This window comes from Streptomyces sp. NPDC048182 (assembly GCF_043202555.1).
Classification (GTDB): domain Bacteria; phylum Actinomycetota; class Actinomycetes; order Streptomycetales; family Streptomycetaceae; genus Streptomyces.
Genome location: NZ_JBIDAQ010000009.1, coordinates 226095 through 245436 on the forward strand (window position 1 = coordinate 226095; position 19342 = coordinate 245436).

A 19342-nucleotide genomic window follows, 5' to 3' on the forward strand; every position below is an offset into this window, starting at 1 on the left:
TTCCAGGGTACGGGGACGCGGGAACCGGAGCCCGTGAGTATGCGTTCACGCACACATGGAGGCAAAGGACGCCGATCGGCGCATCGGGCGGCGGGCGCTGCTGGTGGGCGGCGCCGTGGCGGCGACGGGCACCGCGGTGCTCGCCCGCGACGAGCTGGCCCGGCTGTGGTGGCGCACGCCCGGCGTGGAGAAACCGCGCGAGGCGGGCGTCGTCGACTACGCGGGCGCGCGCTGGGTGTCGGCCTCGGACGCGAACTGGCGGCGCGCGGACCGGCCGGACGACTACGGCATCGACATGGTCGTCGTCCATGTCACGCAGGGCAGTTTCAGCAGCGCGGTGAAGGCGTTCCAGGACCCCGGCCACCGGGCCGCCGCGCACTACATCGTGGGCCAGGACGGGCACGTCACGCAGATGATCCGCGAGCTGGACGTGGCGTTCCACGCGGGCAACCGGGAGTACAACGAGCGCAGTGTCGGCATCGAGCACGAGGGCTTCGTGGACCGGCCCCAGGACTTCACCGACGCGATGTACGCGGCCTCCGCGCGGCTGACCGCGGCGATATGCGGCCGGTACGGCATACCCGTCGACCGTAAGCACATCATCGGCCACGTCGAGGTGCCGGGCACCGACCACACCGACCCGGGGCCGCACTGGGACTGGGACCGCTACCTGCGCCTGGTCCGCCGCGCGGCCACCAGCCGCCCGTCGGCGGCCCCGTCGACCTCCAGCGGGCGCGCCTGAGCGGCATCCTCAGCTCAGCCCCGCCGCCCGGGCCCGCTCCACCGCCGGGCCGATGGCCTTGGCCAGGGCCTCGACGTCGGCCTCCGTGGAGGTGTGGCCGAGGGAGAAGCGCAGGGTGCCGCGGGCGAGATCGGGGTCGGTGCCGGTGGCGAGCAGGACGTGGCTGGGCTGGGCGACGCCGGCGGTGCAGGCGGAGCCGGTGGAGCACTCGATGCCCTGCGCGTCGAGCAGGAGCAGCAGGGAGTCGCCCTCGCAGCCGGGGAAGGTGAAGTGCGCGTTGGCCGGGAGCCGGCCGCCGGGGGCCGGGTCGCCGCCGAGCAGGGCGTCGGGGACGGCGGCGCGGACCGCGTCGACCAGGTCGTCGCGCAGGGCGCCGATCTCGCGGGCGAACCACGCGCGCTGCTCGGCGGCCAGCCGCCCGGCGACCGCGAAGGAGGCGACGGCGGGGACGTCCAGGGTGCCGGAGCGCACGTGCCGCTCCTGGCCGCCGCCGTGCAGGACGGGCACCGGGGTGTACTCGCGGCCGAGCAGCAGCGCGCCGATGCCGTACGGGCCGCCGATCTTGTGCCCGGAGACGGTCATCGCGGCCAGCCCGGAGGCGGCGAAGTCGACCGGCAGCTGGCCGAGGGCCTGCACCGCGTCGGCGTGCAGCGGCACGTCGAACTCGGCGGCGACGTCGGCCAGTTCGCGCACCGGCATGACGGTGCCGATCTCGTTGTTGGCCCACATCACGGTGGCGAGGGCGACGTCGGCCGGGTTGCGCGCGATGGCCTCGCGCAGCGCCTCGGGGTGGACGCGGCCGTACGCGTCGACCGGCAGGTACTCCACGGTGGCGCCCTCGTGCGCGCCGAGCCAGTCGACGGCGTCCAGGACGGCGTGGTGCTCGACGGGGCTGGCCAGGACCCGGGTACGGGCCGGGTCGGCGTCCCGGCGGGCCCAGTACAGGCCCTTGACGGCGAGGTTGTCCGCCTCGGTGCCGCCGGAGGTCAGGACGACCTCGCTGGGGCGGGCGCCGAGCGCCTCGGCGAGGGTCTCGCGGGCCTCCTCGACCGTGCGGCGCGCGCGTCGGCCGGACGCGTGCAGGGAGGAGGCGTTCCCGGTGACGCCCAGGTGCGCGGTGAGCGCCTCGACCGCCTCGGGGAGCATCGGGGTGGTCGCGGCGTGGTCGAGGTAAGCCATGGTGGGCCCGATTCTACGGGGCCCGTCGGGGCGGCCTCAGGCCACGGGGCGCGCGGGGCCGGCGGGCCGGCTCACAGGCTCCACGAGAGGGTGCTGTCGGTGCCCATGACGCACGCGAGGACCACCAGGTCGGCGATGCCCAGGGCGAGGCCGAGGTAGGCCCGGCGGGGGCGGCCGGTGCCGCGCCACAGGGCGACGACGGCCAGCGCGATGGCGACGGGGCCGAGGAAGAGGTTGAGCACGAGCAGGCCGAGCAGACCCAGGACGAACGAGGCGACGGCCATGCCGTTGGTGTCCCGGATGCCGGTGCGACGACCGGCCGGAGCGGTGAGCTGCATGATGATCTCCCTTCTGGACTTATGGACTTGTGGACTTACGGACGACGCGTGGGTCAGTGGGCGGAGGTGCCGCGGCGGCGGCCGTGGCGCTCGCGGAGCGCGAAGACGGCGAGCCAGACCGCGATCACCAGGCCGAGCGCGACGGAGACGCCGAGCGGCGCGTGGGCGACGGTGCCGAGCACGACGCCGAAGAGCAGCAGGGCGAAGACGAGGACCAGCATGATCCGGACCCCCCAGGAGTCGGTGAACGCTTGTAGGTACAGTTGTTTACTGACTGCCCAGTCTAGCGCGTCTCATGGGTGGCCGATCTCGGAGAACAGTTGTTGACTGCATGGCATGAGTCACACCCTCGGCGTCCGGCAGGCCCAGAAGCAGAAGACCCGTCAGGCGCTCCTGGACGCGGCGCTCGAACTGCTCCAGGAGCAGAGCCTGAGCAGCCTGGGGCTGCGCGAGGTCACCCGCGCCGTCGGCGTCGCCCCGACCGCCTTCTACCGGCACTTCCGCTCCATCGCGGACCTCGGGGTGGCGCTGGTCGAGGAGGCGCTTGGCAGTCTGCACCCGATGATCGGGGCGACGGTCTCCCCGGGCGAGGACAGCGCCGAACGGATCGCGCGCGCCGTCGAGTTGATCGAGGGCCATGTGTCCCGGTACCCGGCCCACGTCCGCTTCATCGCCCGGGAGCGGCACGGCGGGGTGCAGCCGGTGCGCGAGGCGATACGGCGCCAACTGGCCCGGTTCGCCGAGGAGGTGCGGGCCGAGCTGGCCAAGGACCCCGAGGCGGCGGGCTGGAGCGAGGCGGACCTGCTGATGCTGGCCGGCCTCTACGTCGACCAGATGCTGAGCACCGCCGACCTGTTCCTGGAGGCGTACGAGGCCGCGCCGGAGGCACCGGAGGAGGGCATGCGCCGGGCCGGCGAGACCGCGCGGCGCCGGATGCGGCTGATCAGCGCGGGGCGCCGGCACTGGCTGGACCCCGACCCCGACCCGCGCGGCGGGGACCGGGAGGGCTGAGTCAGGCGAGCCGGACCCGGGCCAGCTGACGGGACTGGGCCACCAGGCGGTCGGCGCTGTCCCAGACCTCGGCGTCCTCCTCCAGGAAGCCGCCGGCCAGGTTGCGGGTGGTGATGGCGACCCGCAGCGGCCCAGGGGCCGGGCGGCACCGCACGTGCACGGTCAGCTCCACCGTCGGCACCCAGCCCTTGATGCCCAGCTCGAAGGCGGTCGGCGGCAGCGCGTCCACCGCGAGCAGCAGCGAGAGCGGGTCGGCGTCGCGGCCGTCGGCGAGCCCGAACCAGGCCCGCATCTCCCCCCTGCCGGACGGCTCGCCGAGCGCCCAGCCGAGGGTGGCGGGGTCCAGCTTCAGCCTGAGCCGCTCGGTGATGGCCGAGCTGCCGTCCACCGGCGCGGGACCGTCCTCGGGGCCGAAGCACTGCTCCGGGGGCGGGAAGGCGGGCGGCTTGGCCGAGGTGCGGACGTCGTCGGGCAGCGCGTCCAGGTCGCCGTAGGAGGCGAGGACGCGGATGCGCTCGACCTCGGCGCCGTGCTCGTCGTACTGGAAGAGCGAGGCCTGGCCGGTGGAGAGGGAGCGGCCGGTGCGGACCGTCTCGGTGCGGACGACCGCCGGCCCCGGCTGGGAGGCGGTGAGGTAGTGCGCCGAGACGGTGAAGGGGTCGGCGTGCGGGAGCGCGTCCGCGAGGGCGCGGCCGAGGACGGCCAGCAGGTAGCCGCCGTTGACGGCGCTGATGATGGTCCAGCCGGCGGACAGGTCGATGTCGTAGACGCCGGGGGCGCGCCGGGTGACGGCGGTGTCCCGGTCGAACTCGCTGTCGCCGATGGTGGCCCGGATGTCCGCGGAGGCTGCTTCTGGCATGGCAGCACGGTACCCCAGGACGCTACTAAGCGGTAGCTTTCTCCCCTCCCGCCCTCCTCCGGCGGGCGCGCGGCACCCTGGGTCTTATTGCACATATATTGCAAGTGCACAATGGAGGCAGAAGGAGGTCGCGGTGAGCGGGCCGGTGGTGCTGGGGATCGAGTCGTCGTGCGACGAGACCGGCGCGGGTGTCGTGCGGGACGGGAAGCTGCTGGCCCACGTGGTGGCGTCGAGCATGGACGAGCACGCCCGCTTCGGCGGCGTGGTGCCGGAGATCGCCTCCCGCGCGCACCTCCAGGCGTTCACGCCGGTCGTGCGGCAGGCCCTCGCCGAGGCCGGGCTGCGGCTCGGGCAGCTGGACGCGGTGGCCGTCACCACCGGTCCCGGTCTGTCCGGTGCCCTCCAGGTCGGCCTGGCGGGGGCGAAGACCCTCGCCTACGCGGCGGGCGTTCCGCTGTACGGGGTGCACCACCTCGCCGGGCACGTCGCCGCCGACACCCTGGCGCACGGTCCGCTGCCCGAGCCGTGCGTCGTCCTCATCGTCTCCGGCGGCCACACCTCGCTGCTGCTCGTGCGGGACCTGGTGCGCGAGCCGATCCGGCACCTGGGCGACACCCTCGACGACGCGGCCGGCGAGTGCTTCGACAAGGTCGCCCGCATCCTCGGCCTCCCCTACCCGGGCGGCCCGGCCATCGACCGCGCCGCCCGCGCCGGGGACCCGGCCGCGGTGGCCTTCCCGCGCCCCCTGACCAAGGCCGGCGACGACCCCTACGCCTTCTCCTTCTCCGGCCTCAAGACGGCCGCCGCCCGCTGGGTCGAGCAGCACCGGCTGCGCGGTGCCGAGCCGTCGGTCGCCGACGGCGCCGCCGCGCTCCAGGAGGCGGTCGCGGACGTGCTGACCCGCAAGGCGCTGCGAGCCTGCCGCGACCACGACGTACGGACGCTGATCGTGGTCGGGGGCGTCGCGGCCAACTCCCGGGTGCGGGCGCTCGCCGAGGAGCGCTGCCGGGCCGCGGGCATCGAGCTGCGGGTGCCGCCGATGACGCTGTGCACGGACAACGGCGCCATGATCGCGGCGGTGGGCGACCTGCTGGTGCGCTCCGGAGCCGCCCCCGCGCCGCTGAACGTGTCGATCGACCCGTCGGCGCCCCTGGAGTACGCCTCCCTGACCCCGCTGCCGACCCCAGCGGTGCGGGCCCGCCCCGCGTGACCCCCTCCCTGTGACCCCCTCGATCGTGGAGCACCGCCCCATGCGCACTGCCGACATCCGCACCCGCTTCCTGGACTTCTTCGCCGAGCGCGGCCACACCGTGGTGCCCAGCGCCCCGCTGCCCACCCCCGACCCGACCCTGCTCTTCGTCAACGCGGGCATGGTGCCGTTCAAGCCGTACCTGACGGGCGAGCAGGAGCCGCCCTGGCCGCGGGCCACCAGCGTGCAGAAGTGCGTGCGCACCCTGGACATCGAGGAGGTCGGCAGGACCACCCGGCACGGCTCGTTCTTCCAGATGAACGGCAACTTCTCGCTCGGCGACTACTTCAAGGAGGAGGCCATCGCCTTCGCCTGGGAGCTGTCGACCGGGTCGCGGGCCGAGGGCGGGTACGGCCTCGACCCGGACCGGATCTGGGTGACCGTGCACCACTCCGACGACGAGGCCCGCGCCCTGTGGCGCGCGGTGGCCGGCCTGCCCGACGAGCGGATCGTGGCCCGGGGCGACGAGGACAACTTCTGGTCCATGGGCGTCCCCGGCCCGTGCGGCCCCTGCTCGGAGCTGTACTACGACCGCGGCCCCGCCCTCGGCCGGGCGGGCGGCCCGGCGGTGGACGAGGACCGCTACATGGAGTTCTGGAACCTGGTCTTCATGCAGTACGAGCGCGGGGAGGGGACCGGCAAGACGGGCTATCCGATCCTCGGTGAGCTACCGCGCCGCAACATCGACACCGGCATGGGCCTGGAGCGCATGGCCACCCTCCTCCAGGGCGTGGACAACCTCTACGAGATCGACGAGACCCGCCCCGTCCTGGACCGCGCCGCCGAGCTGGCCGGCGCCCGCTACGGCGCCGACGCGACGGCCGACGTCCGGCTGCGGGTCGTCGCCGACCACGTCCGCACCGCGCTGATGCTGCTCGCCGACGGCACCACGCCCGGCAACGAGGGCCGGGGCTACGTGCTGCGCCGCATCATCCGCCGCGCCGTGCGCTCCATGCGCCAGCTCGGCACCCAGGACCCGGTCCTCGGCGACCTCCTGGCCGTGGCGCGGGACTGCATGGCGCCCAGCTACCCCGAGGTGGCGGAGGGGTACGCGCGGATCCTGGACCGGGCGCGGGGCGAGGAGGACGCCTTCCGGTCCACCCTGCGGCAGGGCACCACCGTCCTGGACACCGCCGTCGGCAAGGTCAAGGAGGCGGGCGGCCTGGCGCTGCCCGGCGCGCAGGCGTTCCTGCTCCACGACACCTACGGCTTCCCCATCGACCTCACCCTGGAGATGGCCGCGGAGCAGGGCGTCGAGGTCGACCGCGCGGGCTTCACCGCGCTCATGGAGGAGCAGCGCGAGAGGGCCCGCGCCGACGCCCGGGCCCGCAAGTCCGGCGGCTCCGGCGACACCGCCGCCCTGCGGAGCGTCCTGGACGCGCACGGCCCGACGGAGTGGCGGGCCTGGGACACGCTGACCACGGAGTCGACCGTCCTCGCCGTGCTCGGCGCCGAGGGGGCCGTCCCGGTCGCCCGGGAGGGCGCGCTGGCCACCGTCGTCCTCGACCGCTCCCCGTTCTACGCCGAGTCCGGCGGCCAGGAGGCGGACGCCGGCCGGATCTCCGGCGCCTCGGGCGAGGCCGAGGTCGTCGACGTGCAGCGCCCGCTGCCCGGCCTGGTCGTCCACCGGGTGCGGGTCCTCTCCGGCGAACTCGCCGCCGGCGACGCGGTGGTGGCCGCCGTGGATCCCGAATGGCGGCTCGGCGCCCGCCAGGCCCACTCCGGCACCCACGTCCTGCACGCCGCGCTCCGCGAGGTCCTCGGCCCCACCGCCCTGCAGTCCGGCTCGTACAACCGCCCCGGCCACCTCCGCCTCGACTTCCCCTGGCGCGGCGCCCTCTCCCCCGCCGCACGCGGTGACATCGAGGAGGCCGCCAACCGCGCCCTGCGCCGCGACCTGCCGGTCGGGGTGCGCTGGATGACGCTGCCGGAGGCCAGGGAGCTGGGCGCGCTCGCCCTCTTCGACGAGAGCTACGGCGAGAAGGTCCGCGTCGTCGAGATCGGCGGGGCCTGGTCGCGCGAGCTGTGCGGCGGCACGCACGTCGAACACGCCTCGCAGATCGGCACCGTGGCCCTCACCGCCGAGTCCTCGGTCGGCGCCGGCATGCGCAGGCTGGAGGCCGCCGTCGGCATCGAGGGGTTCGGGTACCTCGCCCGCGAGCGCGACCTGGCGCACCGGATCGCCGAACAGCTGGGCGCGCCCCGCGCCGAGCTGCCCGAGCGGATCACCGGGCTCCTGGACCGGCTCAAGGCCGCCGACCGGGAGAACGCCCGCCTCAGGGCCGCGGCCACCGCGGTCCGCGCCGGCGAACTGGCCGCCGGGGCCGTCGACGTCCGGGGCACCCTCGTGGTGACCACCACCCTCGACGGCCAGGCCCAGGACGCGCGCGCCCTGGCCCTGGCCGTCCGCGACCGGTTCGAGGACACCCGCCCGGGCGTGGTGGCCGTGGCCACCGAGGGCGGTGCCTTCGTGCTGGCCGTCAACCGCGCGGCGCGGGAGGCGGGCCGGGACGCCGGGGCGCTGGTGAAGGCCCTTCTCGGTGGCCGGGGCGGGGGGTCCGGGGAGATCGCGCAGGGCGGTGTCCCGGCGGGTGACGCGAGCACTGTCCTGGCGGACGTGCCCCGCCTCGTGGCCGCGCCCTGAGCACGCGGGCCACTCGGCGGGGGCGGACGGTCAGGAGGCGTTCGCTCCCGGAGCGGCGGCGGCCGGCGGCTCGAAGCGCATCGGAGTGATCTGCCGGACGTCGTAACGGCTCCGCATGCGTCGGACCGCTTCCGGGTCCACCGAGTCGCCGGCGGACCAGATCTCCGCGATCTCCTCGAAGTAGTGCTCGTGCTCGGGAGAGGGGTTGCTCTGGAACAGCATGCGCACCGGTTCCCCGGTGGCGTTGCGGAACGCGTGCGGGGTGTTCGGCGGCACGAACATGCTGCTGCCCGCGGGGGCGCGGACGACCCGGTCCCCGTCGACGGACTCCCAGTCCAGCCAGTCGTCGGTGCGTTCGGCCGGCTCGAAGGCGAGCAGCTCCAGCTCGCCTTCGAGGATGTAGAAGAACTCCTCCGACCGCTCGTGGTAGTGGCCGCCGGTGTCGAACCCCGGCGGCACCACCACCTCGAAGACGGAGGCGGAGGAGCCCTGCGCGCCGGTGGCCTTGAAGGTCACTTCCTGGGCCTTCGTGACCAGTCTGCGTCCCTCACCCGGCAGACGGACGAGATCACTCATGCGATCGACTCCTTGCGGCAGCGGTAGTGGTAGTGGTCGCAATTACGTTACGACCCTTACCTCAAGCGCGACTCGCGCTGCCGTCCAGAGCCGTGCACCCCGTCACTCGCCCTCCCCCTCCACCGCCGTCGACCGCCGGTTCCAGGCCCGCGGGGCCCGCCAGTGGAAACGCATCGCCAGCAGCCGCAGGACGAACGCGGTGACCACCGCGACGCCGCTGGTGAAGGGCGTCAGCGCGTCCTGGCGGATGCACAGGGCGACCATCGCGGCGCCGACGATGGCCGGGACGGCGTACAGGTCGCGGTCCCAGCGCAGCAGCGAGGGCACCTCGTTGGCGAGCACGTCGCGCAGCACCCCGCCGCCGACCGCGGTGGCCAGGCCCAGGCAGGCGGAGGCGGTCAGGCCGAGGCCGTAGCCGTACGCCTTGGTGGTGCCGGTGACGCAGAACAGGCCGAGGCCGGCCGCGTCGAAGATGTTCACGCCGGTCTGGAGCCGCTCCACGTGCGGGTGCAGGAAGACCACGAGCAGCGCGGCGGCCAGCGGCGTCACGAAGTACCCGAGGTCGGTGAAGGCGGCGGGCGGCACCGCGCCGATGACCAGGTCCCGGAAGAGCCCGCCGCCCAGCGCGGTGACCTCGGCGAGGACGGCGATGCCGAAGACGTCGAAGTTCTTGCGCACGGCCAGCAGCGCGCCGGAGATGGCGAAGACGAAGATGCCGATCAGGTCGAGCGTGTGCTGGACGGAGGGTGTGAAGAGTTCCTGGTACACGCCGTCATTCTCGCCCGCGGGAGAGCCCCCGCCCCGCAGCGCGGTCGCGCGGCAGGACGGGGGCTGAGCCCTACGAGGGGTGCGGGGCTACTTCGTCTCCTCGCCGGGGGCGTCGGAACCCCGCTCCGGGGCCGGGGACGCCTTCGTGTCCGGCAGGACCGGGGCCGCGGCCTCGGTCTTCACCGGACGCGGCTCGGCCACCTCGGCCTCGGCGCGGGCGGCCGTGTCGCCCGCGGCGGGGTCGGCCTCGGCGGCCTCGGCCCCGGCCGTGACGCCCTCGCCCGCGTCGCCCTTGGCGGCGTCGCCGTCGTGGTCGTGGCCCAGCTCGATCGTGCCGGCCTCGACCTCCGCGGCCACCGCCGCCGAGGTCTCCGCGGACGCGGCGATCACCTCGTCGGCCACCAGCTCGGCCGCCTCCTTCGCGGCGGTCAGCAGGACCACGTCCTGCGGCGCCTGGTCCGCGAAGTCCTCCGGGTGGTGGCAGGCGGCCTGCTGGCCGGGGCGCAGCTCCAGGAGCGGCGGCTCGGTGGTCCGGCAGATCTCCGTGGCCTTCCAGCACCGGGTGTGGAAGCGGCAGCCGGTCGGCGGCGAGATCGGCGAGGGCACGTCGCCCTTGAGCAGGATGCGCTCGCTCTTGGCGCCCTTGCGCGACGGGTCCGGGATCGGCACCGCGGAGAGCAGCGCCTTGGTGTACGGGTGCATCGGCGACTTGTAGAGCTTGTCGCGGTCGGCCAGCTCCACGATCTTGCCGAGGTACATCACCGCGATCCGGTCCGAGACGTGCCGGACGACGGACAGGTCGTGCGCGATGATCACGTACGTCAGGCCCAGCTCCCGCTGGAGGTCGTCGAGCAGGTTGACGACCTGGGCCTGGATCGACACGTCGAGCGCGGAGACCGGCTCGTCGGCCACGACCAGCTTCGGGTTGAGCGCGAGCGCGCGGGCGATGCCGATGCGCTGGCGCTGGCCGCCGGAGAACTCGTGCGGGTAGCGGTTGTAGTGCTCGGGGCTCAGGCCCACCAGCTCCAGGAGCCGCTGGACCTCCTTCTTCACCCCGCCCTCGGGCTCCACGCCCTGCAGCCGGAACGGCGCCGAGACGATGCCGCCGATGGTGTGGCGCGGGTTCAGGGAGCCGTACGGGTCCTGGAAGATCATCTGGATGTTGCGCCGCAGCGGACGCATCCCGGCCGTGCTCAGCCGCGTGATGTCCTGGCCCTCGAAGTGGATCGAGCCGCCGGTCGGGTCCTGGAGCCGGGTGATGACCCGGCCCATGGTCGACTTGCCGCAGCCCGACTCGCCGACCACGCCGAGGGTCTCGCCCTTGCGGACCTCGAAGTCGATGCCGTCGACGGCCTTGACGGCGCCGGCCTGACGCCTGAGGACGCCCTTGCGGATCGGGAAGTGCTTCTGCAGGCCCTCGACCTTGAGCAGCACGTCCGACGCCCCGGAAGCGGTCGCCTGGGCGGGGATCGGCGGCGCGTCCGTCTTCTTCGTCTCACTCACAGGTTCGGCGCAATCTCTTCGGTCCAGATCCGCGTGCGGTCCTCCGGGGAGAGGTGGCAGGCGGTGAAGTGCCCGCCACCGATGGGCTGCAGCTCGGGGCGCACGGTACGGGTGACGTTCCCCTTGGGGAGGTCGGCGTACGGGCAGCGGGGGTGGAAGGCGCAGCCCGAGGGCACGTTGATGAGGCTCGGCGGCTGGCCCTTGACCGGGATGAGCCGGTCGGTGGTCTCCCGGTCCAGGCGGGGCATCGAGCCGAGCAGGCCCCAGGTGTAGGGGTGCTGCGGGCGTTCGAAGACGTCGCCGACCGTGCCGCGCTCGACGCACCGGCCGCCGTACATCACCAGGACGTCGTCGGCGATCTCGGCGACCACCCCGAGGTCGTGGGTGATGAGGACGACCGCGGAGCCGAACTCCTTCTGCAGGTCCCGGACGAGGTCGAGGATCTGCGCCTGGACGGTGACGTCGAGGGCGGTCGTCGGCTCGTCCGCGATGAGCAGTTCGGGGTTGTTGACCAGCGACATGGCGATCATCGCGCGCTGGCGCATACCGCCGGAGAACTCGTGCGGGTAGTTGTCGACCCGCTTGTCGGGCTCGGGGATGCCGACCCGGTCGAGCATCTCGATGGCCCGCTTGCGCGCGGCCTTCTTGCTGACGTCGTGGTGGACCCGGTGCGCCTCGATGATCTGGCTGCCGACGGTGTAGTACGGGTGCATCGCGGACAGCGGGTCCTGGAAGATCATCGCCATCTCGCGCCCACGCAGCCGGCGCACCTCGTCCGGCTGGGCGGAGATCAGCTCCTTGCCGCCCAGCCAGATCTCGCCGGACATCCGCACGTTCTTGCCGCGGGCGCCGAGCCGGTGCAGGCCCATGATCGCCAGCGAGGTGACGGACTTGCCGGAGCCCGACTCGCCCACGATGCAGAGGGTCTTGCCCTTCTCCACCTGGAAGCTCAGCCCGTCGACGGACTTGACCAGGCCGTCGTCGGTGGGGAAGTGCACTTTGAGGTCGCGGACCGAGAGGAACGCGTCGGACGGGTCCGACGGCGCCTTCGTGGGCTCTCCCACAGCTGTCTCGGTCTTGGAGAGTTCGGTCACGAGAGCCTCACGCGAGGGTCGGCGGCGGCGTAGAGCAGGTCCACCAACAAGTTGGCGATGACGACGAAGAAGGCGGCGATCAGGGTCACCCCGAGGATCGGGGGCAGGTCGTTGTCCGTGATGCCCTGCACCGCGTACTGCCCGATGCCGGGCAGCGAGAAGACGGTCTCGGTGATCACGGCGCCGCCGAGCAGCAGGCCGAGGTCCATGCCGAACACCGTGATGATCGGCGTCAGCGCGGCCCGCAGCCCGTGCCGGGCGACGACCTTGTGCTCGCGCAGGCCCTTGGCGCGGGCCGTGCGGATGAAGTCCTCGTTCATCGTCTCCAGCATGCCCGAGCGGGTGAGCCGCGCGTAGATGGCGGAGTAGAGCAGTGCGAGCGAGCACCAGGCCGGGAAGAGCGTGTTGGCCCACTGCCCCGGGTTCTCGGTGAACGGCACATAGGTGCGGCCGAAGATCGGCCACTGGAAGGTGAAGAGCAGCAGCGCGAGGTTGCCGGTGAAGAACATGGGCAGCGAGACGCCGGCGAGCGCGACGCCCATGAAGGCGCGGTCGAAGAAGCTGCGGGGCTTGAGCGCCGAGATCACGCCGATCAGGACGCCGGAGACCAGCCACAGCACGGCGGCCCCGCCCGCCAGCGACAGCGTGACCGGGAGGCGCGAGGTGAGCTGCGGCCACACCTCGACGTGGTTCTTGAAGGAGTACCCGAAGCACGGCGCGGAGCAGTGCGTCGTCGTGGGGCCCAGATCGTAGGTGGCGCCGGCGACGATCCCCTTGATGAAGTGCCAGTACTGGACGTAAAGGGGCTGGTCCAGGCCGAGGTTCTGCTTGACCGCGATGATGTCGGCCTTCGTCGGGCTCTTCCCGATGTACTGCTGCGCGAGCTGGTCGGCGGTCTGACCTGCCAACCGTGGCAGCAGGAAGAAGATCGCGAAGGTGACCGCGGTGACGACCAGCAGCAGGATCACTGCCGCGAACGTCCGGCGGAGGATGTACGAGATCACGGGGACCGGCGCCGGTACCCGCGGACCGCGAAGTCCGCGGGCACCAAAGCCTTCACCTGCCTTCCGGGGCTACTTCTTGGTCGTGCCGATGTTGAGGTAGTCGTACTGACCGCTGAAGGCCGCCGTGGACACCAGGTTGGTGAAGGTGGTCGGGCGGTACAGCAGGACCTTGAAGTAGGTCAGCGGGACGACGGTGGCCAGGTCCATGGCGCGCTTGTCGATCTGGCCGTACAGCGCGTTGCGCTCGGTGTCGTCCTGGGTGGCGATGGCCTTGCCGAGCAGGTCGTTCATCTGCTTGTCGTCGATGTACGACAGGTTGGTGTTGCCGGACCCGCCGATGGCCTCACCGTTGAGGATCTGCTGCAGGAAGCCGTAGCCGGACGGCCAGTCGGCACCCCACTGCATCATGTGCAGGCCGATCTTCTGCTTCTTGTCGAAGGACGGCACACCCGCGTAGTCGGTGAAGTACTTGCCCGACGGGTACTGCTTCAGCGTGGCGTCGATGCCGACCTTCTTCAGCGCGGCGATGATCGCGGTGGCCGCGTCGATCTCCTGCTGACGGTCGCTGCGCGCCGAGATGTTGGTCTTGATGCTCGACGTGCCGCAGGCCTTCAGCTGCTCCTTGGCCTTGGCGACGTCGCCCTTGTTGCCGTCGGTGGCGTACGCGTCCGACTTCTGGTAGCCGGGGATGTCCGGCGGCAGGACGGTGCTGGCGATGTCACCGCGGATCGGGCCGCCGAGGGCGGTCTGCACCGAGGTCTTGTCGATGGCGTACTCGACGGCCTTGCGGCACTCGACCTTGTCGAACGGGGCGACCTGGGTGTTGATCGCGGCGTAGACGAGGCGGCCACCGTAGGTGTTGTCGGTGTTGGCCTTCAGCTTGGTGTCGTTGACGACCTTGGCCTGGGTCGCGGCCTGGACGCCGGTGCCGCCGAGGTCGATCGCGGTGCCCGCCTGGACGTCCTGGTCGATCGTCTCGGAGTTGACCTTCAGCTTGACGACGATCTTCTCTGGGAGCTGCTTGCGCAGCGGGTCCGTCTTCGCGTCCCAGTTCTCGTTGCGGACGAGGACGGCCTGCTTGCCCTCCTCGTAGCTCTGGAACTTGTACGAGCCCGAGGAGACGATGCTCTTGACGTAGTCGATGCCCTTGTCCTTGGCCTGGGGCACCGGGGCCGTCTGCGGCGTCGCCACCAGGTAGTCGAACTCCTGGAAGGGCCGGCTCAGGTGGAAGGCGATCGTCGTGTCGTCGGGCGTCTCGATGGCCTTCAGACCCGTGGCGCTCTTGTCCTTGTACGGGCCCTTGTACTTGGCGCCGTCCTTCAGGAACTGCTGGAAGTAGTTCGGGCCGAGGGAGAGCACGTCACGCGCGAAGTTGGAGCGCTCGACCGCGTACTTGACGTCCTTCGCCGTGATCGGCGTGCCGTCCTCGTACTTCAGCCCCGCACGCAGCTTGTACGTCCAGGTCTTGCCGCCGTCGCTCGGCACGCCCTTGCTGGCCGCGAGGTCCGGGACCAGCGTGTTGCCCTCCTCGCCCGCGCCGGGCTTGAAGGTCATCAGCGGACGGGCGTACAGCCGGCTGAGGTTGTACATGTACGCGTAGTACGTGTTGCCGGGGTCGAAGGAGTCCGGCACGTCCGAGTACTCGTACGTGACCGTCCCACCCTCCTGGGTGGAGGCGTTGACGACACCCTTGGTCGCTGCGTTGGCCTCTGCCGACTTGTTTCCGTTGTTGTCCGAGCTGTCATCGGCCTTGCTGCAAGCCGAAAGCAGCAGGCTCGCACTGCCGATGGCCGCGACAGCGGCCAGAGCTGACCTTCGCATGATGGTCTGCTTCCCCTCCATTGTTGGCAAATCTGTGGGACTCTCAGGGCGGCCGCGGGTCAGCGGCTGCGCGGGTCGAGAGCGTCGCGGAGACCGTCGCCGAGCAGGTTGAACGCGAGGACGGTCACGAAGATGGCGAGACCCGGCACGATCATGAACTCGGGGTCGACCTGGTAGAAGCCCTTCGCCTGGTTGATCATGCCGCCCCACGATGCCTGCGGGGGCTGGATGCCGACGCCGAGGAAGCTCAGGGACGCCTCGAAGAGGATGTTGGTCGGGATCAGCAGCGTCGAGTAGACGATGATCGGGCCCACCAGGTTGGGCAGCAGCTCCCGGAAGAGGATGTACGGCCCCTTGGCGCCCATCCCCCGGGAGGCGTCGACGAACTCCCGCTCGCGCAGGGCCAGCGTCTGGCCCCGGACGATGCGTCCCAGGTAGGGCCAGTTGAAGAAGCCGATGACGAAGATCAGCACGGTGATGTGCAGCGGCAGGCCCTCCAGGCCGAAGGCGCCGCCCTGCAGGGTCGCCGAGATGGCGATCGCGAAGAGCAGGAGGGGGAAGGCCAGGAAGGTGTCCATCAGGCGGCTGATGACCGTGTCGACGCGCCCGCCGTAGTAGCCGGCCACCACGCCGAGGACGGCGCCGATCGTGTTCGACAGGATCGTGGCGCCGAAGGCGACGACCAGGGAGACCCAGGAGCCCTCCAGGACGCGGGTGGCGATGTCGCGGCCGAACTTCGGCTCCACGCCGAGCGGGTGGTCCCAGCTCATGCCGCCGAACGAGCCCTTGGGGAGGGAGGTGTTCGGGTCGATCAGGTCCTGGTTGAAGGCGTTGGGGTCCAGGTCGAAGATCGCCTGGATGGGCCGGGAGAGGATCGCGAGCAGGAGCAGCAGGATCACGATGACCCCGCCGGCCACGGCCACCTTGTCCTTCTTGAAGCGGGTCCAGGCGATCCGCCCCAGGGAACGGCCCTCGATCGGCCCCTTGTCGGAGCCGGCGAGAACAGCCTCGGGCTGTGCCTCGGCTTTCGCCCCGGTGGTCTCGATCGGTGCGGTCACGGTGACCCGACCCCTCTGGCCGGCGGTGACCGGCCTCTGTCCGCCGCTGTGGCGGCGTGTTTCCTTGACTGCTGTGTGGCGAGAGCGAATTGACGCGATCGCGGTGCCCGACCGGCTCCCGGTGCACCTGACGGGCACCCGCTCAAACGGTCGATGGCTTTCCCCTCGGCGAGTCTTCAGTGCGCCGGTGATCACGCGCCAGGGTCGGCGGGGAAAGTATGCGCAACTGTGACACCGCCTAGGGGGTTCCGTTATCCGAACGCCGGGGGATTCCCACCGGACGTGGGCGGTCGGTCACGGTCAGCAGCGCGAGGGCCGTCGGGCTCGCCGGAGCGGGTACGTCATCCGGACAATTCGCCCGCGGACCGGGGGCAGTTGGCGTGTGCGGGGCGCAGGCCGCCCGGCGGGATCAGTACATGCCGCCCGGCTGGGGGAAACCGCCCATCGGGGCCTGCGCGGGGGCGGCGGCGTGGGCCTCGCGGTCGTAGAAGGGGCGGGCGTTGGCACGCAGCCACATCGCGACCGGGTCGTGGGTGTCGCTGGTCGCCACCGTGGAGACCGGCAGTCCGTCCGGCACCGCGGCGAGCGCCTGCCGCATCATCGCGCGCACCGCCTCCACGGCCGGCGGGGAGGCGTCGTAGACGTCCAGGCCGATGGCGAGGTACGGCGCGCCGAGGGCCGGCTGCACCCAGGCGCGGCGCAGCGCGCGGACCGGCGGGGTGCGGTGGGCGCTCTGCGCGAGCAGGGCGTAGAACTGCGGGATCTCGATGGCCGGTTCGGAGAGCCGGAGGGGGCCGGCGGGCTGGCGGTCCAGGCCGGAGGCGATGCGGCGCAGGTCGAGCCAGGGGATGCCGAGGCCGCCACCGTGCGCGTGCGGGTTGAGCCAGAGGCCGTGGTGGCCGGGGAAGAGGGCGCGGGCCACCTCCAGGCCGTCGACGACCTCGTACGACCGGTTCCAGCCGCTGGCCGACAGCTCCTGGGCGGAGGTGACGCAGGGCGCGTAGGCGTGGCCGCCGACGTCCATGGCGCCGTACTGGGCGTCCGGGGAGCCGGCCCGGCCGTGCCACAGCAGCATCCAGACCTGGCCGGTGGTGGGGTTGGCGAGGGCGCGGAGCAGGGCCTCGTAGGCGTCGTAGCGCCCGGGCGTCACCTGGCGCAGCATGTGCTCGACCTGCCCGGTCGCGGCGGTACCGCTCGCGCTCACCTTTTACCGACCCTTCGCGAATCGTCCCCTGGCTGCGGAACCAGGCTGGGCAACCAGCTTATTGCGCCACGGGCGGCAGGCCGTGCGGTGCGCCGTGCGGCGGGCCGGGCGGGGCGGTCCAGAAGGGGCGGACCCGTTCGCGCAGGAAGTCGCAGACCGGGTCGTGGGCGGCCTCCAGGAGGACGAGGTGGACCTGCCACGGCGGCGGGATCCGGCCGAGGGCGCGGGCGAGGGCGTCCATGGGGAGGGCCTGGGCGTCGCCCTCCCAGTGGGCCAGCTCCACGCCGACGAAGAGCACCGGGTCGGCCGTCTCGATCTCGGCCAGGCAGCGGCGGGCGGTGCGGACGGCTCCGGTGGCCGCGAACTCGGCGCCGGCCGCGGCGAGGAACTCCACGGGGTCGTCCTGCCAGTCCGGTTCGTACAGCCGGACCCGGCCGCCGGCGGCGGGGCCGTCCAGCGGGGTGCGGCCGGCCCGGCACAGCTCGGCCACGGCGGGCGGGGGGAGCGGTACACCGACGACGCCGTCGGGGTTGACGGCGATGCCGACCTGCGGGGGCAGGCCGCGGGCGAACTCGGCGGCGGGGGCGACGGTGTACGGCATGTGGGGGCCGGTGGCCCTGCGCAGCTGCTCCTCGGAGCTGAACACCGGCACGTAGCCCTGGCCGGCGAGTTCGAGGGTGGGGAGGTCGAGGGGGGTGCTGTCGGGGCCGCCGCCGTTGGGCAGGGGTATCCAGAGGGCGCTGCGGCCGAGCACCTCCATGATCCGGGCCTCCGCGCCGGGGACGCCGAGGGAGGCGGAGAGGACCTCCTCCAGCTCGTTGCCGGGCCAGCCGCTGTGGTTGTGGTGGGGGTGCGTCTGCGCGGGGAAGCCCGCGGGGATGTCCATGTGCCTACCTCTTCGCGTGCCGCCGCTTGTGCCGTGGCTGAAAGGCTAGCCGGTCGGGGGTGCGCCGTCGGGTGCGGCCACGTCGTGGCTGGTCGCGCAGTTCCCCGCGCCCCTAGGGCACCTAGCTGCGGGCAGTCGTGCCGCACCCGCCCACCCCGCCCGCGTAGCTGCGGGCAGTCGTGCCGCTGGGGCGGCACGGGTGGGCGCAGCGGCACCCCGTCGCGCCGGGCTGCGCCACGCCCCCCTGTAGTGCCGGGTTGCGCAATGATCCCGGGGTGCGGGCGCGTCGTGGCTGGTCGCGCAGTTCCCCGCGCCCCTGAGGGCGTGCAGTCACGCCGGCTGTCATCGACACCGCCCCGCGCGTGCGCCCGACTCAGGACGTGAAGGCGATGCGGTGTAGGGCGTCTGCTGCTGGGCGGTCCAGGAGGACTGCTGAGGCGCAGCCCGTGGGGAGGGTGCCGTCGGTGATCGTGCGGAGCAGGCGGGTGCTGGAGGCGCGGTGGCGGTGGAAGGCGTAGCGGCTGACCCCGCGGCCCCGCACGCGCTGGCCGGCGAGCGCCTGGTCGGGGCCGACATCGAGCAGCACCAGATGGAGCGTGCCGCCCCGGCGGCGGGCCTCCCGGGCCAGCCACCCCCGCACCCACGCCTGCGTGCCGCAGTCGTGCACGACCACCCCCTCCCCCGAGCGCAGCGCCCGCCGCAGCCCGGCGTAGTGGGCGAGACGGACCAGCGGCCGGTAGAGCGCGTACGGCAGGAAGCGGGGCAGACGCGCGGCCCAGCGGTCCCGGGCGTCCTGGGAGTCCACCCGCGCCCCCCGCACCGCCCGCCGCATCAGCGTCGACTTGCCGCTCCCCGGCAGCCCGGTGACGACGACCAGGTCACGGGGGCCGAAGAGCAGGGCCCGCGGTCCGCGCCCCGCCCGCTCGCGCAGATCGCGTACGACGGGTGCGGTGCGGGCGGCGCCCTGTCCGGGCAGGGCGAGGCCGGTGGTCGTGGCGTAGGCGCTGGTTCGGTTCACCGTCGTCGTCCTCCCCCTGGGGCGGTTCGTGAGTGCCCCTCCCCGCCGAGTGTAAAGAGACGGTAATGCGCCGGTCTCGCGAATCCATGCGCTTTCCGCCACAGGCCGGTCACAGATCACCCTCTGCCGCGATCCGGCCGGGCGTGCGATGATGGCGGCGCCAACTGCATACCGGCCGCTTGAATCCGCGCGGGAGAGTTCCCGGGCCGCCCCAGACGGGCCGCCCGGGGCGCCGAAGGAGCAAGTCCCTCCCTTGAATCTCTCAGGCCCCCGTTACCGCGCGGGCGAGGCACATCTGAAAAGCGGGCCGCCCCGGCGGTCCCACCCAAGGTGCAAGTCCTGACCGCCGCCGCGCGGTGGTCATGGCGAACCTCTCAGGTTCCGATGA

At 72.6% G+C, this 19342-nt stretch carries 18 protein-coding genes and 1 riboswitch; of the genes, 4 read left to right on the top strand and 14 right to left on the bottom strand.

What is annotated here, in order from left to right:
- Positions 1-55 precede the first annotated feature (55 nt).
- On the top strand, positions 56-742 hold the full coding sequence (locus ACGFZL_RS19735) for an N-acetylmuramoyl-L-alanine amidase (RefSeq protein WP_393693240.1): 687 nt from the start codon (positions 56-58) through the stop codon (positions 740-742).
- A gap of 9 nt (positions 743-751) precedes the next feature.
- Here ACGFZL_RS19735 and ACGFZL_RS19740 read toward each other — a convergent pair whose 3' ends face one another.
- From ACGFZL_RS19740 to ACGFZL_RS19750, 3 genes are all read right to left on the bottom strand, one after another.
- On the bottom strand, positions 752-1921 hold the full coding sequence (locus ACGFZL_RS19740; RefSeq protein WP_393693242.1) for a cysteine desulfurase family protein: 1170 nt from the start codon (positions 1919-1921) through the stop codon (positions 752-754).
- A 71-nt stretch (positions 1922-1992) separates the two neighbouring features.
- On the bottom strand, positions 1993-2259 hold the full coding sequence (locus ACGFZL_RS19745; protein WP_355175978.1) for a DUF4190 domain-containing protein: 267 nt from the start codon (positions 2257-2259) through the stop codon (positions 1993-1995).
- 53 nt (positions 2260-2312) lie between these two features.
- Complete coding sequence (locus ACGFZL_RS19750; protein ID WP_355175979.1) at positions 2313-2480, bottom strand: hypothetical protein; 168 nt, start codon at positions 2478-2480, stop codon at positions 2313-2315.
- A gap of 115 nt (positions 2481-2595) precedes the next feature.
- Here ACGFZL_RS19750 and ACGFZL_RS19755 point away from each other — a divergent pair, with 115 nt between their 5' ends.
- The gene (locus ACGFZL_RS19755; protein ID WP_393693245.1) at positions 2596-3270 is read left to right on the top strand and encodes a TetR family transcriptional regulator; all 675 of its coding nucleotides are present in this window, start codon (positions 2596-2598) and stop codon (positions 3268-3270) included.
- A gap of 1 nt (position 3271) precedes the next feature.
- Here ACGFZL_RS19755 and ACGFZL_RS19760 read toward each other — a convergent pair whose 3' ends face one another.
- Positions 3272-4129 (bottom strand): thioesterase family protein, encoded by an 858-nt coding sequence (locus tag ACGFZL_RS19760; protein ID WP_355175981.1) that lies wholly within the window; start codon positions 4127-4129, stop codon positions 3272-3274.
- 133 nt (positions 4130-4262) lie between these two features.
- Here ACGFZL_RS19760 and tsaD point away from each other — a divergent pair, with 133 nt between their 5' ends.
- Together tsaD and alaS are read left to right on the top strand one after the other, a co-directional pair.
- Entirely contained in the window at positions 4263-5339 is a 1077-nt protein-coding gene (gene tsaD / locus ACGFZL_RS19765; protein ID WP_393693247.1) for a tRNA (adenosine(37)-N6)-threonylcarbamoyltransferase complex transferase subunit TsaD, read from the top strand.
- A 40-nt stretch (positions 5340-5379) separates the two neighbouring features.
- Positions 5380-8022 (top strand): alanine--tRNA ligase, encoded by a 2643-nt coding sequence (gene alaS / locus ACGFZL_RS19770; protein WP_393693249.1) that lies wholly within the window; start codon positions 5380-5382, stop codon positions 8020-8022.
- A gap of 30 nt (positions 8023-8052) precedes the next feature.
- Here alaS and ACGFZL_RS19775 read toward each other — a convergent pair whose 3' ends face one another.
- The 10 genes from ACGFZL_RS19775 to ACGFZL_RS19820 all read right to left on the bottom strand — a co-directional run bounded on the left by ACGFZL_RS19775 (position 8053) and on the right by ACGFZL_RS19820 (position 18954).
- Positions 8053-8598, bottom strand: a complete 546-nt coding sequence (locus ACGFZL_RS19775) for a cupin domain-containing protein (protein ID WP_393693251.1) — start codon at positions 8596-8598, stop codon at positions 8053-8055.
- Positions 8599-8700: 102 nt separating this feature from the next.
- On the bottom strand, positions 8701-9366 hold the full coding sequence (locus ACGFZL_RS19780; RefSeq protein ID WP_355175985.1) for a trimeric intracellular cation channel family protein: 666 nt from the start codon (positions 9364-9366) through the stop codon (positions 8701-8703).
- A gap of 87 nt (positions 9367-9453) precedes the next feature.
- A complete protein-coding gene (locus ACGFZL_RS19785) occupies positions 9454-10869 on the bottom strand; it encodes an ABC transporter ATP-binding protein (RefSeq protein WP_393693253.1) in 1416 nt (471 codons plus the stop codon).
- Positions 10866-11963 carry an ABC transporter ATP-binding protein gene (locus ACGFZL_RS19790; RefSeq protein ID WP_393693255.1) on the bottom strand — a complete coding sequence of 366 codons (1098 nt, stop codon included), beginning with the start codon at positions 11961-11963 and terminating at the stop codon, positions 10866-10868. The genes ACGFZL_RS19785 and ACGFZL_RS19790 overlap by 4 nt, the downstream gene beginning before the upstream one ends.
- Complete coding sequence (locus tag ACGFZL_RS19795) at positions 11960-12967, bottom strand: ABC transporter permease (protein WP_355175988.1); 1008 nt, start codon at positions 12965-12967, stop codon at positions 11960-11962. The genes ACGFZL_RS19790 and ACGFZL_RS19795 overlap by 4 nt, the downstream gene beginning before the upstream one ends.
- A gap of 69 nt (positions 12968-13036) precedes the next feature.
- The gene (locus tag ACGFZL_RS19800) at positions 13037-14809 is read right to left on the bottom strand and encodes an ABC transporter substrate-binding protein (RefSeq protein ID WP_355175989.1); all 1773 of its coding nucleotides are present in this window, start codon (positions 14807-14809) and stop codon (positions 13037-13039) included.
- A 38-nt stretch (positions 14810-14847) separates the two neighbouring features.
- Positions 14848-15846, bottom strand: coding sequence for an ABC transporter permease (locus ACGFZL_RS19805; RefSeq protein WP_355175990.1), 999 nt, complete (start codon positions 15844-15846; stop codon positions 14848-14850).
- A gap of 409 nt (positions 15847-16255) precedes the next feature.
- Positions 16256-17050, bottom strand: coding sequence for an enhanced serine sensitivity protein SseB C-terminal domain-containing protein (locus tag ACGFZL_RS19810; RefSeq protein WP_355175991.1), 795 nt, complete (start codon positions 17048-17050; stop codon positions 16256-16258).
- A 58-nt stretch (positions 17051-17108) separates the two neighbouring features.
- Positions 17109-17936 carry an enhanced serine sensitivity protein SseB gene (locus ACGFZL_RS19815; RefSeq protein ID WP_393693258.1) on the bottom strand — a complete coding sequence of 276 codons (828 nt, stop codon included), beginning with the start codon at positions 17934-17936 and terminating at the stop codon, positions 17109-17111.
- Positions 17937-18309: 373 nt separating this feature from the next.
- Positions 18310-18954, bottom strand: coding sequence for an AAA family ATPase (locus tag ACGFZL_RS19820; RefSeq protein WP_393693260.1), 645 nt, complete (start codon positions 18952-18954; stop codon positions 18310-18312).
- Positions 18955-19134: 180 nt separating this feature from the next.
- Positions 19135-19243, top strand: a riboswitch (glycine riboswitch).
- Positions 19244-19342: the final 99 nt, after the last annotated feature.